Annotated in this window: 19 protein-coding genes; 10 read left to right on the top strand and 9 right to left on the bottom strand. The window is 39.7% G+C overall.

What is annotated here, in order from left to right:
* Positions 1-148: 148 nt before the first annotated feature.
* The 3 genes from L8T27_RS15760 to thrB are packed head-to-tail and all read left to right on the top strand — an operon-like array spanning position 149 to position 3,419.
* Positions 149-1,444 carry a homoserine dehydrogenase gene (locus tag L8T27_RS15760; RefSeq protein ID WP_233316485.1) on the top strand — a complete coding sequence of 432 codons (1,296 nt, stop codon included), beginning with the start codon at positions 149-151 and terminating at the stop codon, positions 1,442-1,444.
* Positions 1,444-2,505 (top strand): threonine synthase, encoded by a 1,062-nt coding sequence (gene thrC / locus L8T27_RS15755; protein ID WP_233316484.1) that lies wholly within the window; start codon positions 1,444-1,446, stop codon positions 2,503-2,505. The genes L8T27_RS15760 and thrC overlap by 1 nt, the downstream gene beginning before the upstream one ends.
* Complete coding sequence (thrB, locus tag L8T27_RS15750; RefSeq protein ID WP_233316483.1) at positions 2,502-3,419, top strand: homoserine kinase; 918 nt, start codon at positions 2,502-2,504, stop codon at positions 3,417-3,419. Before thrC ends, thrB begins: the two co-directional genes overlap by 4 nt.
* A 44-nt stretch (positions 3,420-3,463) precedes the next feature.
* Here the strand turns inward: thrB and L8T27_RS15745 are convergent, their stop codons facing one another.
* Positions 3,464-3,700, bottom strand: a complete 237-nt coding sequence (locus tag L8T27_RS15745) for a NifU family protein (protein ID WP_233316482.1) — start codon at positions 3,698-3,700, stop codon at positions 3,464-3,466.
* A 166-nt stretch (positions 3,701-3,866) separates the two neighbouring features.
* On the opposite strand from L8T27_RS15745, the gene L8T27_RS15740 reads away from it, so the two are divergent.
* A complete protein-coding gene (locus tag L8T27_RS15740; protein WP_233316481.1) occupies positions 3,867-4,193 on the top strand; it encodes a YuzD family protein in 327 nt (108 codons plus the stop codon).
* A gap of 65 nt (positions 4,194-4,258) precedes the next feature.
* Here the strand turns inward: L8T27_RS15740 and L8T27_RS15735 are convergent, their stop codons facing one another.
* On the bottom strand, positions 4,259-5,350 hold the full coding sequence (locus L8T27_RS15735) for an NAD(P)/FAD-dependent oxidoreductase (protein WP_237941846.1): 1,092 nt from the start codon (positions 5,348-5,350) through the stop codon (positions 4,259-4,261).
* A gap of 214 nt (positions 5,351-5,564) precedes the next feature.
* Here L8T27_RS15735 and L8T27_RS15730 point away from each other — a divergent pair, with 214 nt between their 5' ends.
* Complete coding sequence (locus L8T27_RS15730; RefSeq protein WP_233316479.1) at positions 5,565-5,804, top strand: YuzB family protein; 240 nt, start codon at positions 5,565-5,567, stop codon at positions 5,802-5,804.
* A gap of 41 nt (positions 5,805-5,845) precedes the next feature.
* Here the strand turns inward: L8T27_RS15730 and L8T27_RS15725 are convergent, their stop codons facing one another.
* On the bottom strand, positions 5,846-6,526 hold the full coding sequence (locus L8T27_RS15725; protein ID WP_237941845.1) for a DUF2225 domain-containing protein: 681 nt from the start codon (positions 6,524-6,526) through the stop codon (positions 5,846-5,848).
* Positions 6,527-6,762: 236 nt separating this feature from the next.
* On the opposite strand from L8T27_RS15725, the gene L8T27_RS15720 reads away from it, so the two are divergent.
* Positions 6,763-7,128, top strand: coding sequence for a HesB/IscA family protein (locus tag L8T27_RS15720; protein ID WP_233316477.1), 366 nt, complete (start codon positions 6,763-6,765; stop codon positions 7,126-7,128).
* A 253-nt stretch (positions 7,129-7,381) separates the two neighbouring features.
* Positions 7,382-8,074, top strand: coding sequence for a 3D domain-containing protein (locus L8T27_RS15715; RefSeq protein ID WP_233316476.1), 693 nt, complete (start codon positions 7,382-7,384; stop codon positions 8,072-8,074).
* Positions 8,075-8,112: 38 nt separating this feature from the next.
* On the opposite strand, the gene L8T27_RS15710 is transcribed toward L8T27_RS15715, so the two are convergent.
* Entirely contained in the window at positions 8,113-8,589 is a 477-nt protein-coding gene (locus L8T27_RS15710) for a divergent PAP2 family protein (protein ID WP_233316475.1), read from the bottom strand.
* A gap of 292 nt (positions 8,590-8,881) precedes the next feature.
* On the opposite strand from L8T27_RS15710, the gene L8T27_RS15705 reads away from it, so the two are divergent.
* Positions 8,882-10,384, top strand: coding sequence for a leucyl aminopeptidase (locus L8T27_RS15705; RefSeq protein ID WP_237941844.1), 1,503 nt, complete (start codon positions 8,882-8,884; stop codon positions 10,382-10,384).
* A 47-nt stretch (positions 10,385-10,431) separates the two neighbouring features.
* Here L8T27_RS15705 and L8T27_RS15700 read toward each other — a convergent pair whose 3' ends face one another.
* Genes L8T27_RS15700 through L8T27_RS15690 form a run of 3 tightly spaced genes read right to left on the bottom strand, consistent with a single transcriptional unit; the run spans position 10,432 to position 12,810 of the window.
* Positions 10,432-11,460, bottom strand: coding sequence for an alpha/beta fold hydrolase (locus L8T27_RS15700; protein WP_237941843.1), 1,029 nt, complete (start codon positions 11,458-11,460; stop codon positions 10,432-10,434).
* A gap of 1 nt (position 11,461) precedes the next feature.
* Positions 11,462-11,983, bottom strand: coding sequence for a hypothetical protein (locus L8T27_RS15695; RefSeq protein WP_233316472.1), 522 nt, complete (start codon positions 11,981-11,983; stop codon positions 11,462-11,464).
* 53 nt (positions 11,984-12,036) lie between these two features.
* Complete coding sequence (locus L8T27_RS15690; protein WP_237942335.1) at positions 12,037-12,810, bottom strand: SDR family oxidoreductase; 774 nt, start codon at positions 12,808-12,810, stop codon at positions 12,037-12,039.
* A gap of 201 nt (positions 12,811-13,011) precedes the next feature.
* Between L8T27_RS15690 and L8T27_RS15685 the strand changes: the two genes are divergently transcribed.
* A complete protein-coding gene (locus tag L8T27_RS15685) occupies positions 13,012-13,212 on the top strand; it encodes a hypothetical protein (RefSeq protein WP_233316471.1) in 201 nt (66 codons plus the stop codon).
* A gap of 42 nt (positions 13,213-13,254) precedes the next feature.
* On the opposite strand, the gene L8T27_RS15680 is transcribed toward L8T27_RS15685, so the two are convergent.
* Together L8T27_RS15680 and L8T27_RS15675 are read right to left on the bottom strand one after the other, a co-directional pair.
* A complete protein-coding gene (locus tag L8T27_RS15680) occupies positions 13,255-13,629 on the bottom strand; it encodes a YuzC family spore coat inner layer protein (RefSeq protein ID WP_233316470.1) in 375 nt (124 codons plus the stop codon).
* A gap of 154 nt (positions 13,630-13,783) precedes the next feature.
* Positions 13,784-13,963, bottom strand: coding sequence for an asparagine synthase (locus L8T27_RS15675; protein ID WP_233316469.1), 180 nt, complete (start codon positions 13,961-13,963; stop codon positions 13,784-13,786).
* A gap of 278 nt (positions 13,964-14,241) precedes the next feature.
* Here L8T27_RS15675 and L8T27_RS15670 point away from each other — a divergent pair, with 278 nt between their 5' ends.
* A complete protein-coding gene (locus L8T27_RS15670) occupies positions 14,242-14,796 on the top strand; it encodes a DUF5366 family protein (protein ID WP_233316468.1) in 555 nt (184 codons plus the stop codon).
* Positions 14,797-14,815 lie beyond the last annotated feature (19 nt).

Genomic DNA, 14,815 nt, shown 5'->3' with positions numbered 1-14,815 from the left:
AAACAGTAAAATGACAAAAATAAGAGTTGAATAAATTTTCAAAGAATATATAATTCACCTCTTGTAAAAAATCAGATCTAACACTATAATGTCTACTATACAAAGACAGTTGTTTTTTTAAAGAGAACATCTTAGGGGGAATAGCAAATTGGAGACAATATCAATTGGACTGCTTGGATTGGGCACTGTCGGCACAGGTGTTGTAAAAATCATAGAAAATCACCAAGATAAAATCATGCACCAAATCGGCTGTCCCGTCAAAGTAAAAAAGATACTTGTAAAAAATATAGATAAAGACCGGGATGTATCCATTGCAACTGACATGTTAACAACAAATCCAGATGAGATTCTGAATGATCCAGAAATAGATGTGATTATTGAAGTGATGGGCGGCGTAGAGGAGACAAAAGAAAGGCTGCTCCAAGCCCTTAAAAATCGCAAGCACGTTGTAACAGCTAACAAGGATTTAATGGCTGTTTACGGGGCGCGCCTCTTACAAGTTGCCTCAGAAAATAATTGTGATTTATTCTACGAAGCAAGCGTTGCTGGCGGGATTCCTATCATTCGAGGACTTGTCGATGGCCTAGCATCAGACCACATTACGAAACTGATGGGAATCGTGAATGGAACGACAAACTTTATTTTGACAAAAATGACTAAGCAAGGAAAAGCGTACGACGAAGTCTTGGAAGAAGCACAACGACTCGGATTCGCCGAAAGCGATCCGACATCTGACGTGGAAGGTCTTGATGCAGCTCGGAAAATGACGATATTGGCTACATTAGGCTTTTCTATGAACATCAGCCTTGAAGATGTGAAGGTTGAGGGGATTACTCAGGTCACGGAAGAAGACATTCAGTATGGCAAGCAGCTTGGCTATACGATGAAATTGATTGGTTTTGCCCATAGACAGGACGGAAAAGTAGAAGTGAGCGTTCAGCCAGCCTTCTTAATTGACAGTCACCCGCTAGCGGCAGTCAACAATGAATTTAATGCTGTTTATGTATACGGTGAAGCAGTAGGAGAAACGATGTTTTACGGGCCTGGTGCCGGCAGCATGCCGACAGCAACTGCAGTCGTTTCTGATTTAGTGAATGTCCTAAAAAACATGAGATTGGGTGTAAACGGAAAAACCGCTATTACACCACAATTTAAAAAGAACTTGAAGAAACCGGACGAAATGTACTCCAAATACTTCCTTCGTCTGCAAGTAGAAGATGCAGTAGGTGTATTTGCTGAAATTACATCAATCTTCTCCAAAAATGGTGTGAGCTTTGAAAAGATTCTGCAATTGCCTGTAAAAGAAAAAGGCATGGCAGAAATAGTCTTAATTACGCATCATGCATCCTTGTTAAACTATGAAAATATACTAATTCAATTAAGAGACTTATCATCTGTCCGTACAGTAAAAAGCTCTTACCGTGTAGAAGGAGGAACTAAGTAATGAGATGGAAAGGCCTGCTTGAAGAATATAAAAATTATTTGCCAATTAACGATAACACACCAAGTCTGACTTTAAATGAGGGTAACACTCCTTTAATAAAGCTTGAACAGCTTTCAGAGGAATGGGGAGTAGAGCTGTATGTAAAAACAGAAGGTACAAACCCGACTGGTTCATTTAAAGACAGAGGCATGGTGATGGCTGTCGCTAAAGCTAAGGAGGAAGGCAATTCCACTGTTATTTGCGCCTCTACTGGAAATACATCGGCTGCAGCTGCAGCATATGCAGCTCGTGCAGGCATGCGCTGTATCGTTGTAATTCCAGAAGGTAAAATTGCGATGGGTAAACTAGCTCAAGCTGTTATGTACGGTGCTGAGATTATATCGATTGAAGGAAACTTTGACCAAGCATTGCAAATGGTTCGGAAAATCAGCGAAACAGAACCAGTTGCGCTAGTGAATTCTGTCAATCCATACAGATTAGAAGGCCAGAAAACAGCTGCATTTGAAGTTTGTGACCAGCTTGGCACAGCACCTGATATCTTGGCAATTCCAGTCGGAAATGCAGGCAATATTAGCGCCTACTGGAAAGGCTTTAAGGAATATAACGAAGCAAAACAAACAGGACTGCCAAAGATTCATGGATTTGAAGCAGCAGGAGCAGCAGCAATCGTCCATAATCGTGTGTTTGAAAATCCGGAAACAATCGCAACAGCAATTCGCATTGGAAATCCGGCGAGCTGGAAGCTGGCTGTACAAGCCCAGCAGGAATCAGAAGGTATTATTGATGAAGTAACAGATGAAGAAATCATCGCTGCTTACCGTACGATTGCAGCTAAAGAAGGCGTATTTGCAGAACCTGGTTCTTGTGCTTCTATCGCTGGAGTTTACAAGCATTTGCAAAGCGGTAAGATTGCTAAAGGCAGCAAGATCGTTGCTGTACTGACAGGAAATGGCTTAAAAGATCCGAACACAGCTATAGATGTAAGTCCAATTAAGCCTGTTGTTCTGCCGAACGATGAGAAGGCAGTGGCGGCTCATATTAAGGGAGTCGTTCATATATGATGGAAAGTGAGATGCTTCAAATCAAGGTTCCAGCAAGTACGGCAAATCTTGGACCGGGATTTGACAGCCTTGGCATGGCTCTGAGCCTATATTTGATTGTGGAAGCTTCTCCAGCAGAAAAATGGGAGGTAATACCGCTCTCAGAAAAATTGAAGACTTTTCCGTCAGATGAAAGCAACTTTATCATCGCAACAGCTATACAAGTAGCCAAAAGCTACAATAAAGAATTGCCGCCTTGCAGGGTAAGCGTTTCAAGCGAAATTCCGCTGGCTAGAGGTCTCGGTTCTAGTGCGTCGGCAATTGTTGCTGCAATAGAGCTTGCCGATTCCTTAGGTGAGCTTCAATTGACAGAGGAAGAGAAATTTACCATCGCAACCAATATGGAAGGGCATCCGGATAATGTCGGTGCAAGCATATTTGGCGGCCTTGTGGTTGGATGTCAGCTTGGAAGCGAGGCAGATGTGGAAGTAATCCATTCAGTAGAATTGGAATTGCTGGCGGTTATACCGAATGAAGAGCTTCTTACGAAATCAGCAAGAGATGTGCTCCCTAAATCGATGCCATTTGCAGAAGCAGTTGCAGCAGGTGCTGTTTCCAATCTTCTTGTGGCCGCATTGCTGACAGGCAACAACAAGCTTGCCGGCAAGATGATGGCGCTGGACAAATATCATCAGCCGTATCGAAAGGAGCTTGTCCCGCATCTGGAGATAATAGAACAGCATGCTCAGAAATTAGGGGCATACGGTGTCGCCTTAAGCGGTGCAGGTCCAACAGTCTTATGTTTCATTGAAACAGGGAAGACAGAAGCGGTTGCCGCTGGACTGAAGGAGCTTTTGCCTGATATGAATTATCTTCCCGTGCAAATTGATAAGAATGGTGTGGAAGTAAAAGGGAAAGCATACAGCAATATATAAAAAGGGCAGCCATTGGCTGCCCTTTTTAGCTATTAAAGTTTGTATTAGAATACTTGCTCTACTTCATATACCCCTGGAACTTCTTCCAAAAGAGCGCGCTCAATACCAGCTTTTAGCGTGATTGTCGAACTTGGGCAGCTTCCGCAAGCTCCAAGCAAACGCAATTTTACGATGCCGTCTTCCACATCTACCAATTCACAATCCCCACCATCTCTAAGAAGGAATGGGCGTAATTTATCTAGTACTTCCTGTACTTGTTCTCTCATTTCTAATTCTGCCATTCATATCGACTCCTTTCCTATAATTTATTATAATCACATTAAAGAGAAAAATCTATTCTAGAAACATGAAAACACCTAAACATTATTTCATATTGCATTGTCTCTTCCTGAGACAATAATGTCAACACTTCAATGAGTGAATTAAACAGGAAAGAGAGGAAGAAAAATGAAAAGAGAATTAGAAATAAGCATTTACGGTGCAGAACAAATTTGTGCGAGCTGTGTGAATCTCCCTTCTTCAAAGGATACATATGAGTGGCTGCAGGCTGCTCTTAAAAGGAAATTCCCTGATCAAGATTTCAAGATTCATTATTATGATATCTTTGAAGCTAATTATGATGAGGATAAAAACGCCTTTTGTAAAAGGGTCATTGAAGAAGATTTATTCTATCCAGTTGTCGTAATTGACGATGAAATAATTGGTGAAGGCAATCCGAAGCTGAAACGGATTTATGAGGAGTTTGAAAGGTACGGATACAATAGCGCACAATAATCCAAAGAAAACAGGCTGAAGAGATGTTGTCTCGTCAGCCTCAAAAGGCTCAAAGCCTCATCACTTCAGCCGCGATTTTTGGGCTGAATGAAGTAACTTTTTTTTTTATTTTTATCTTTCCATAATACCCCGTGCTTTAAAATTCTCGGAATACGGCCAGTCAATGCAGTGTTGGCAATAAGCCCAAATCCATGCTTTTTTCCAAGTGAGCCCAGCACCCCTTTCAGTTTCAGCGTTGGAAAGGAAGGAAGTCTCTCTCCTTTCCAACGGGCAATCAAAACGGCAGCTATTTGCACAGCCTGTTTTTCTGCGAGCTGGGCGCTCGGTGGCAGGCCAAGACTCGCGCAGTCTCCAACTACAAATACTTTGTCATCATCAGGCAAGTGATGATGATCGGTGAGAAGTATTCGCCCTTTTTTATCTTTGTCTGCCGCAAGATCGAGAACTATTTTGTTCGGCTTGACGCCAGCAGTCCAAACAATGCAGTCAAAGGGATAAGGCTCTCCATTATTGTATACCGTATTCTCTTCAATTAAGGTAATAGTGGAATTTTTGATTATTTCCACATTTCGTTCTCCAAACCACTTCTCCACATAATCGCTTACCTTCGAAGGATATGATGAAAGGATTGTATCTCCCCGGTCAAACAAGGTAACATGCAAATCTTGGCGGCTCTCCGCAATTTCAGAGGCGAGCTCCACCCCGCTTAAGCCTCCGCCGATGATAGCAACCCTTGATTCCTCCGCCAATAGATTAAGCTCTGAGTAAGTCATCTGTGAGCGGCTTCTCGTTTGAATGCTGTGTGTAAACTTATCGGCTCCTGTTATGCCATGATAGTTATCCTCGCAGCCTAAGCCAATAACTAAATCATCGTAAACGATGCTTTCTCCATTTACGAGATTCACTTTATGTGATGGTAAATCAATACTTGCTACTTCTGCATTTAGAATGGAAACTTGGGGATGTTTAGGAAAGGGAATCCTAATATGCTCATCTGTGACGGTGCCTGCGGCTAGAGCATAGTATTCTGTCTTTAAAAAATGGTAAGGGGCTCTATCAATAAGGATAACCATTATGTTATATGGCAGATTAGAAATCAGGCGGGACAACAGCATCATGCCGCCATAGCCGCCTCCAAGTATAATTAGTTTTTTCATAAAACCTCCCTAAAAAGGACATTCATATTGTATTTGAACAAAGGTTGTTAATATATACAACTTTTTCGAAGCATTTTATCCTTAACTATTTTTAAGTATATTATGAGGATTAGGCGGTTTATTCTTAATTGAAGAAGAAATAACAAACATACTGTTAAGCTTGATAAATAAAATAAAAAAAGTTAGTATATGTGTTATTGAAGAGGTGATTATATTGTTTAAACCGATTATTGAATTTTGTTTAAGCAATCTAGCATCCGGGGCAGAACCGGCAAAGCTCCAATTAGAGCAGGATGATAAACTGGATGTAATAGATTATGGCTGTTTAGGCATGTGCGGACAGTGCGGGGAATCTTTATTTGCCCTTGTAGACGGAGAAATGGTGACAGGTGAAACACCTGAAGAGCTTGTTCAGAATGTGTACAAGCATATAGAAGAAAATCCGATGTTTTAAATAGAAGGAACACAGACAAAGCAGGCGAAACTCGCCTGCTTTTAAGCTTTTTGCAGCTCTCTGATTTTTAGCCAGCCATCTTTTGCGAGACTGATAATATTTTTTTCAATCGTTTTGCTTTGCTGTTCGATTACTTTTGAGAAATACTTAACAGCTTGTTCTGTTTTTGTTGTTCTTCTGCAAAGCTCACCTGCTAAATATAGTGTCTTTATTTCAGAAACTTGAGTTCCTCTGAAGTCTCCGGTTGAATAAGACAGCTCGTATTCAGATAACGCCAGCTTCATGAAGCGAGTTTCCTCGTTTACGTCCTCCAGCATTCGATAAAGCCATGCCAGTCTTATGTATAAACCAGCTATCAAAATATGCTTCTCATGTCTTAGAATCCCAGCATATGCAGCAAGTTTATATGTTTTTACACTGTCTCTTATCGTTCTGCTTTCTCCAAAGTTTTGCGGATTCCATTGGCTTGAAATCTTTTCTGTTAAGATTGCTTTTTCTGCTTCATTTAAACGGACCTCTGCTTGATCTGCGAACGCAAAACCGCATGCAGGACAGACATTGACATAATAAAGAAGCGGATTATGTTCTTCATAGTATGGAAAAAAGTCAGAATCAAACCCTTTTGCTTTAATAAATCGGGAACGCAGCTTCTTTGTTGTAAAAGAGGTGGTACATAATGGACATAGACAATTTTTATCATAAAGAGGTTCAATGGTGGTCATTTTCTCATACCTCTCCAAAAATAATTTAGTTAATTTATACTACTATTATACATAACATTAAGGATAATTACCTATTAAAGTAACGATTATTTAAAAAATTAATAATATTATCAAATAACAGTTGTCATGCTTCTGCAATTAATTGGTATATATTTGGTGAGTTGCACAAGTTGAGTAGTTTTGTCGCGAGGTATATAATATAAGGAAGAAGAAACATCAGAAAGGGAGGATTTATTATGACAGAAGAAGTACTTCATATTACAGATGCGGCAGCATTACAAATTAAAGAAATGATGAAAGACAACGAAGAGGAAGGCTCTTATCTTAGGGTTGCAATCAGAGGAGGAGGCTGCAGCGGACTTTCTTACGGGATGGGCTTTGCACCTGAAAAAGAAGAAAATGATTATGTAACAGAGCAGCACGGTATTCAAGTGCTTGTTGATAAGAATGACACAGCCATCTTAAAAGGCACAAAAATTGATTATAAACAATCTTTAATGGGCGGCGGTTTCACAATCGACAACCCGAACGCCATCGCATCTTGCGGATGCGGTTCCTCTTTCCGCACAGCAGTTAACGCAGGTACGCCTGAAGAGTGCTAAACAAAAACTGCCTTTTCCGAATGGAAGAGGCAGTTTTTTTCTCTTTTAAATCTCCTCTTAAAATATGTAAAATACCTAAAAAAGAGTGCAGAAAAAGATAAATAGGCGGCTGTTAACCAAATTATACTAGTGAAAAACCGGGATTTTATAGCAATTTTTGTTAATTTACTAGGTAAATGGCTTCTCTTTTAAACTATTTGTGAATAATTGTTTCCATTTTGGGAAATGAATAGTTTTGGAGGAGTTGAAAAATATGACAAGTAAAAAAATTTTTAGAAGGGTCGGAATGACCTTACTTTTCATTGCAGCACTACTAACAACATTTCAATCCATTTCAGGAGTACAAGCGAGCTCATTCCATCTTTCAGACAGTAATGAAACAGAGGATGATTCTTATTTAGATCATACATTTAAAAAGATTGGATTTGGAATTAAGAATTTGAAGGAAGCTTTTGCAGCAAGCACACAAATATCTTCTAGTACAGAGGTAACAGGCAATCCGCCTTTGCTTGAAGAAAGAGATTGGTCCCAATATCCAAAGAAACAAGTTGTGGCTACTGGTTATACGGCTGGCTTTGAATCAACAGGAAAAAACCCTAGTCATCCGTCATTTGGCATCACCTATTCTGGTGTAAAGGTGAAGCGTGATTTATACAGCACGATTGCTGCAGATATAAGTGTATTCCCAATCGGGACCGTGCTATTTATCCCAGGCTATGGATTTGGAGTTGTTGCAGACACTGGCTCTGCCATCAAAGGGAATAAGCTTGATTTATACTATGAAACAGTAGACGACGTATATAGCCAATGGGGCAAGAAAACAGTAGACGTATACATAGTGGAAATGGGCAAAGGGAAACTGACAGAGAAAACATTAACAGCGTTTAATGAAGCGAAATCTATGCAGGTTTTCCGCCAGCAATACACAAGTGCAGAAAGCAAATAAAAAAAAGTTCCACAGGAGATTTCTCCGTGGAACTTTTTTTAGTGAAAAATTAAATCGAGAATGAGTGTTAAAGCTATCCCGGTAAGTCCTCCAAAGAAAACCTCAATCGGCTTATGTCCGAGGAGCTCTTTCAACTGCTTTCTCTTTTGCTGTTCAGGCTTTTGCTGCCAGCCCTTAGCATCATCTACAAATTTATTGAAATCATCCACCAGCTGATTCAGCACTATTGCTTGTTCCCCAGCCTGCCGTCTAACACCAGTTGCATCGAACATAGTAATGATCGCAAAGATAGCTGACACGGCGAAAATCGGGGAATCAGCGCCAGTTTCTAAGGCAACGCCTGTTGAGAGTGCTGTTACTGCAGCTGAATGAGAACTTGGCATGCCTCCTGTGCTTGTAAGCAAGGACCAGTCAATTTTTTTTGTAACAAAAAAAGTAATTGGGACCTTAACAAACTGAGCGAAGAAAATTGCTGCAAGACTTGCTAAAAAAGGAAAATTGATAAGCAGATCCAAAAAAATCACCTCAAGGTTATGTATTCTCTCTAAAATAAAACACTACCCGTATTGCAGCAAATTAAATCTTTTTGAAAAGCAAGTCCTTCCAATCCAATAATAAAAGTCAATAATTATGGAAATAGTGTTAATTGAAAGATATTGCTTTCTCTTATTATAACATAACCAAATTACTGGAGTTCTACTTAAAAAGCAATATTATCTTGGGAAGAAAATTAATTAGCTATACGAAATATCTCGCAGTCCGCTATAATAGAAAAGAAGCAGCAACAGAATGGAGGAAGAAAAATATATGTTTAACTTTAAACAAGAATGGAACTTTACAGATAAATTAGAATGTATAGTAATTGGATTGTTTGAAAAGTCTATTAAACTGGAAGGTAAATTAGCAGAGCTTGATGAAGTCTTTGGAGGAGAATTAACTAATCTGCTGAAGGAAAACGATCTGTCTGCAAAGAAAAAACACATACATATTGTGCATACATTCGGTAAAATTGGCGCAAAAAGAATTGTTTTTGCTGGGTTAGGAAAACAAAAGGAGCTTACCTTCCATGAAGTGCAGGAAATTTATGGAGCTGTATTTCAAGAGCTTTCTAAAGCTAAGTATCAGCAAGCAGCCGTTTTTGTAGAATCCTTTGTGACGGAAACTCTAGATGCTCTTGACAATTCCCATGCATTAGCAGAAGCATTAGCATTGTCTACATACGAGTTTGAAGGCTATAAGCAAAAATCCAATGAGCCAGAGAAAAAGATTGAGGAAGTAATTCTCTACAGCGCAACAGACGAAGAAGAAGTACGTGCTGCTGCAATTGTAGGCTATACATACGGAAAGGGAACTAACTCTGCGAGAACACTTGTCAACCTGCCTGGTAACATGCTGACAGCTACTGATATGGCTGAGTATGCAAAGCAGCTTGGAGAAAAATACAGCTTTGAGGTTGAGATTCTGGAGAAGGAGGATATGCTCAAGCTTGGAATGGGAGCTATTCTTGCAGTGAATCAAGGCTCGACCGAACCGCCAAAAATGATTGTCCTTAAGTATCAGGGCAAAGAAGAATGGACAGATGTAATCGGTCTTGTAGGAAAAGGAGTCACCTTTGATACGGGCGGTTATTCTATCAAGCCGAAGGACGGGATTGTCGGCATGAAAACAGATATGGGCGGTGCGGCTGCTGTTCTTGGCGCAATGGAAATCATTGGAGAGCTTAAGCCAGAACAAAATGTAGTTGCTGTCATTGCTTCAACAGATAATATGATCAGCGGTTCTGCTTTTAAGCCAGATGACGTTATCACTTCGATGAGCGGCAAAACTATTGAAGTATTAAATACAGACGCAGAGGGCCGTCTCGTGCTTGCTGATGCTGTCACATATGCGAAGCAACACGGTGCAGGTTATTTAGTGGATGTAGCAACATTAACTGGCGGTGTGATTGTTGCACTAGGTATGGAAACAACTGGTGCAATGACAAATGATGAAGCTCTGTTTGAACAAGTGCTAGAAGCATCTTATGAAGCAGGAGAGCCTATTTGGAGACTGCCTATATTTGAAAGCCATAAGAAAAGAGTCAGAAACAGCCCGGTTGCTGATTTGAACAATTCTCCTGGACGAGAAGGACATGCCATTGTGGCAGGTGCTTTTATTGGTGAGTTTGCAGAAGGAACACCATGGGTACATCTTGATATTGCCGGTACTTCTTATACAAATAACAGCTCAGAACTGCAGAAAGCAGGAGCAACAGGTGTTATGACAAGAACATTAGCGCTATTGATTGAAAGATTTAATCAAGAGGGATAAAAAATATTAAAAGAGCTGCATCCAAAGGGATGCAGCTTTTTAGCATTTTAACAATCATCATCAACTGGAGTGCAATGGTTGAGTAGCCAATCCTCCATTGGGAAAGGCATAGATTTATTGGCAACTAACGATGCATGCCCGCCTTCAAACAGGATGAATGTCTTGTCTTCACTTCCCACAAGATCCATGATCGGCTCGCACAATTCACTCGGAACAAGGGGATCATATTTGGTTGAAAAAACAAGCAGGTTGCAAGTAATATTCCGAAAATCAACAGGAATTCCGTTAACTTCTAAACCGCCTTCAACAATCTTGTTATCGCGGACATAGTCGTTCATGAGCTGGTTAAAGGCTTTGCCAGGGAGCGGGATATGATCAAGCGTCCATTTGTTCATCCGCAGCCATTTTTCCCGGTATTTTGGATCATCACTGCGGTTTAATAATGCCAGATAGTGACTGTATGATACAGGAGCAACGATAAGCCTTGTTCCGTATTTAATGAAATCAGGCGGTACCATTCCAATGGTATCAATAAAATCATCTACTTTCACTTCCTCGTCGCGCAAGGCTTTCTGCCATTTGTCAAAGATAGGAAATTGGCAGAAGTCAATCGGAGATACAGCTAAAATAAGGTTTTTTATTTTTTGATCGGTAATAGCTGCAAAAACGGTTGCCAATGTCCCTCCAAGGCAAAAGCCAATAACTGTCATCTCGTTTGTGCAAGCATGGCGCAGTGCTCTTGTGTATGCTTTTTCAATATACTTCGTAATATAGTCATCAATTGTAGTATTGCGATCTTCGAAACCTGGAGTGCCAAAGTCAATTAAATAGGTGTCATATCCGGCATTTGTAAATGCCTCAATCAGACTGAGTGATGGAGCTAAATCTAAAATATATGCTTTGTTAACGACAGAATATATCAAGAAAATCGGTTCTTTAAACTTTCTATGTTTAGAAGGATAATACCAGAGGGTTGCTTTGTTTTTCTTCCAGATTGGATATTTCTCAGAGAGGCCGACAGGTATTTCATCCTCCGAAAGTGCATCCAAAAAATGAGAGAATCGTTTTAAAACCATATCAGTTCACCTTGTAAGGATCAACAGAAGGTGTTTCCGTTATAATCAGCTGCTCTTTTTGTTCGGCCATTTTTTGTTTAACTTGCAGCATCTCTTGTTGAAGTGTGGCAATCTCCTCTTCTTGTTTGGCAATTTCTTCACTTAAGCTTGCAGAAAGTGGAGCATCCATTGATTCATGATTGCTTAATGCAATCTTTGCGACAAGCTCTTTCATTTCATGAAGCATTTTTGTAATTTGATAAAGCTGGTCGTCAATATTGTCGATTTTTTCTTCTGATTGCAGGATAAGCTGTGTGGCATTAGACAGGTCTGTCTTAGTAGGAAAATTTAAAACAGCAGCTGTTTGTTCTGTATATTGTTGAAGTTTTTTTATCTTTTTTGTAAGGGCATTTGTTTGTGTTTTTGCAACATTGATTAATGAATAATGGTTGAGCTGATTTTGAATCATATTGTTAATTTTAAACTGAAGGAAGGTTCCTCCCTTTTTGAGTAAATCATATACATCTAATGTAACCTGACCCATTTGTTAACATCCTTTCTTTTTCAAATATCAGATTTGTCACACCCTTGCAAAGCTTAGAGCATGGATGACAAACCGCCATCTATGGCAATAGTCTGTCCTGTTATATAGTCCGAACCTATGCCTGCCAATAATAGTGTCAACCCTTTTAAGTCACTGGAGTCGCCGACTCTATGTGCTGGAATCTTCATCAATAGCTGTTTTTCATGTTTCTCTAATACAGAAGTGATTTTTGTTGGGAAAAAGCCCGGAGCAATTGCATTGACTTGGATATTATACGGAGCTAGTTTTACTGCTAGTTCTTTAGTTAGAGTTATAATCGCACCTTTGCTCGTATTATAGGCAATTGCATCTAAGAAAAGAGGGTGTGTGCCGAAGTTAGCTGTAACAGAGGAGATGTTGATAATTTTTCCGCTTTTTTGCTGCAGCATTTTTTTGGCAGCAGCTTGGGAAAACATAAAGGTTCCTTTAACATTTACATCCATCACTTTGTCCCATTTATCTTCCGGATAATCTAATGTAGGTGCTATCCAGGAAGTGCCGCTGTTGTTAACAAGAATGTCTATGGAGCCAAACTGTTCTTCAGTTTTTGCGATAACCTGATCGATATCCTTTTGATTGGAAACATCACAAGAAAGTGCCAATGCCTGTATACCTTTTTCTTTAAGAAACTCGACTGTTTCACTGCTGTTGCTTAGCTTTCTTGAGCAAATAACAATGTTGGCACCTGCTTCGCCTAATGCAGCGGCCATCTCTTTGCCTAACCCTCGTCCCCCGCCTGTTACAATAGCTGTTTTGCCTGTTAGATCAAACAACTCATTCATCTCTATGCCCTTGCCTCCTGTAGTTCAAGTTTTTTCCCTATAGTATAAACAAGCAGTGGGTGAAAGGTGCGAAAAATAATGATAATCCCCAAGCCTATTAAGGGAGAATTTTTACAGGGAAGGCGGCTGCCCAGTCCAAAAGAGGGACAGATGCATATGTAATAGAGTATACTGCTACAAATAAAGAAGAGGAGGCAATGCGTGCATATGTATGGATATAGATATCGTCCTCAAGATTCAAGAATTTTCTTTGGAGCACCATTAGTTGGTGGATTAATAGGTGGATTAGTAGGAGGAGCAGTCGGAGGTGCGCTAGTTAGACCAAGACCTTATTTTTATGGACCGCCAGTCCCTTATGGACCGGTTCCATATGGTCCAGCTCCGTACGGCCCATACCCTTATTATTAAAAGTATTTTCCCGCATTATTTGTATGCGGGAGTTTTTTTTTATTATTCACTCCAGCGCAGCTTCAATGTTAAATAACAGCATGGAGGAGCATTCTTATTGTCAAAATCAAGTGTGATTCCATCCGGATTATATTTAATTTTTGGGAGGTTTTTTATTCCGCTTGTGCGAAGTAATTCATTTACAGCGCTGGAATTGGAGGCTTGAGCTGCTTGCATAACTCTTCTTGCATAATCTCTTGATTGGAATCTTGTTATAAGTGTATTTGCATCTGTTAACAGGGCCATGCTGCTTTGCGCACTTTTAACAAACTGATCTGGCTTTACTTCCGGAAGCTGACGAATGGGATAAGGATAATGCAAATATGGGTGAATGGGAATTGGCTGATAAGGATAAACACGATGAGAAGGTCTTAACATATTATTCACTCCAATCGGTTTCTGTTAGTGGCTACTTTATCGTATTCCTATCCAGTTTTTCATATGTACACTTTAGGCACTTTTATGTCCTTTGGCGTAATAAAAAAAGCACTAGGCGAAACGAAAAGCCGCTTCGCGCTAATGCATAAATTCATTACTTGTTGCGGTGCTCCACTAAATCAATCGCTCCTAATACAATATGTGCTAAGCCAAAGCCAAACACCGTATTGGAAACCATAGAGTCGATTTTGCGGTTCTGCTTCATTACAAGGCCAGCTGTAGTTACTGCAGTACCTAAAACAGTCGGAATTAAACCTTCACGAATATTTTCCATTTAGCTTCACCCCAGTTATAATTTGCCCCTTCTTGTAGGACAATAATAGTATGTGCTTAAACCCCCTTTATTAAGCCCTGTATTGGATTGGTACATATTGTTTTTAAAGCTTCATTAAAATTGTTCATACTTTGTGTATTAACCAATATGTAAGGAAAAAATAGAGAGGAGTAAGCTTTTAGAAAGATGGATTTTTGCTTAATAAGGCATTTCCTAATACAATAAGAGCTATATCTTTATTACCAATGTTTAGCATAAGGAGTTATTAAAGGAATTAGATGAATACATATCTGACTAGTTACTTTCCGCTTTTTTCTATCAGTTTTTTTAGCTTATCTTTTGCAATCCGCATCCAGTCAACAGTGATTGACCTTTTTAAAAGGCTGGGGATGTATGAGGGTTTGTTGGAATTTTTCTCAGAGACAGGGATTAGGCTTGCATTGCTGCTGTTTTTTTGCGTGTTTATTTTTATGGCGTTATCTGCACTTAAACTGATTGCAGACACTTTAAATGGGTTATCGTTATTGTTTTTTTCCATTGATTCAAAAGGGGACAGCTTAATCAAAACAAGGAAAGGAAGCTTCATTTATTTTTGCGGCAGTATTCTCTCCTTGTTCGGTGTATACAGCTATATTATTCTTCTTGCTATCTTTGTCGTGACGACACTTGTTTACTTTGTTTATTTCGTTAACTCTGCAAGCGGCAGTCTGAATTTTAGCGGAATCATTTTTTATATTTTCTTTCAAGTATTAACATGGGCTGTCATGATTACAGGATTTCTGTTATTATGTATCAAGCTATATAACGCTATTATTGGCAGCTTGCCAATCTAAAAAAGCACCTGTCCATTTT

It is taken from the genome of Niallia sp. Man26, assembly GCF_022049065.2.
Lineage (GTDB): Bacteria > Bacillota > Bacilli > Bacillales > Cytobacillaceae > Niallia.
Note: the sequence above shows the minus strand (reverse complement) of the source record. Positions and strands in the feature narration are given on the sequence as shown.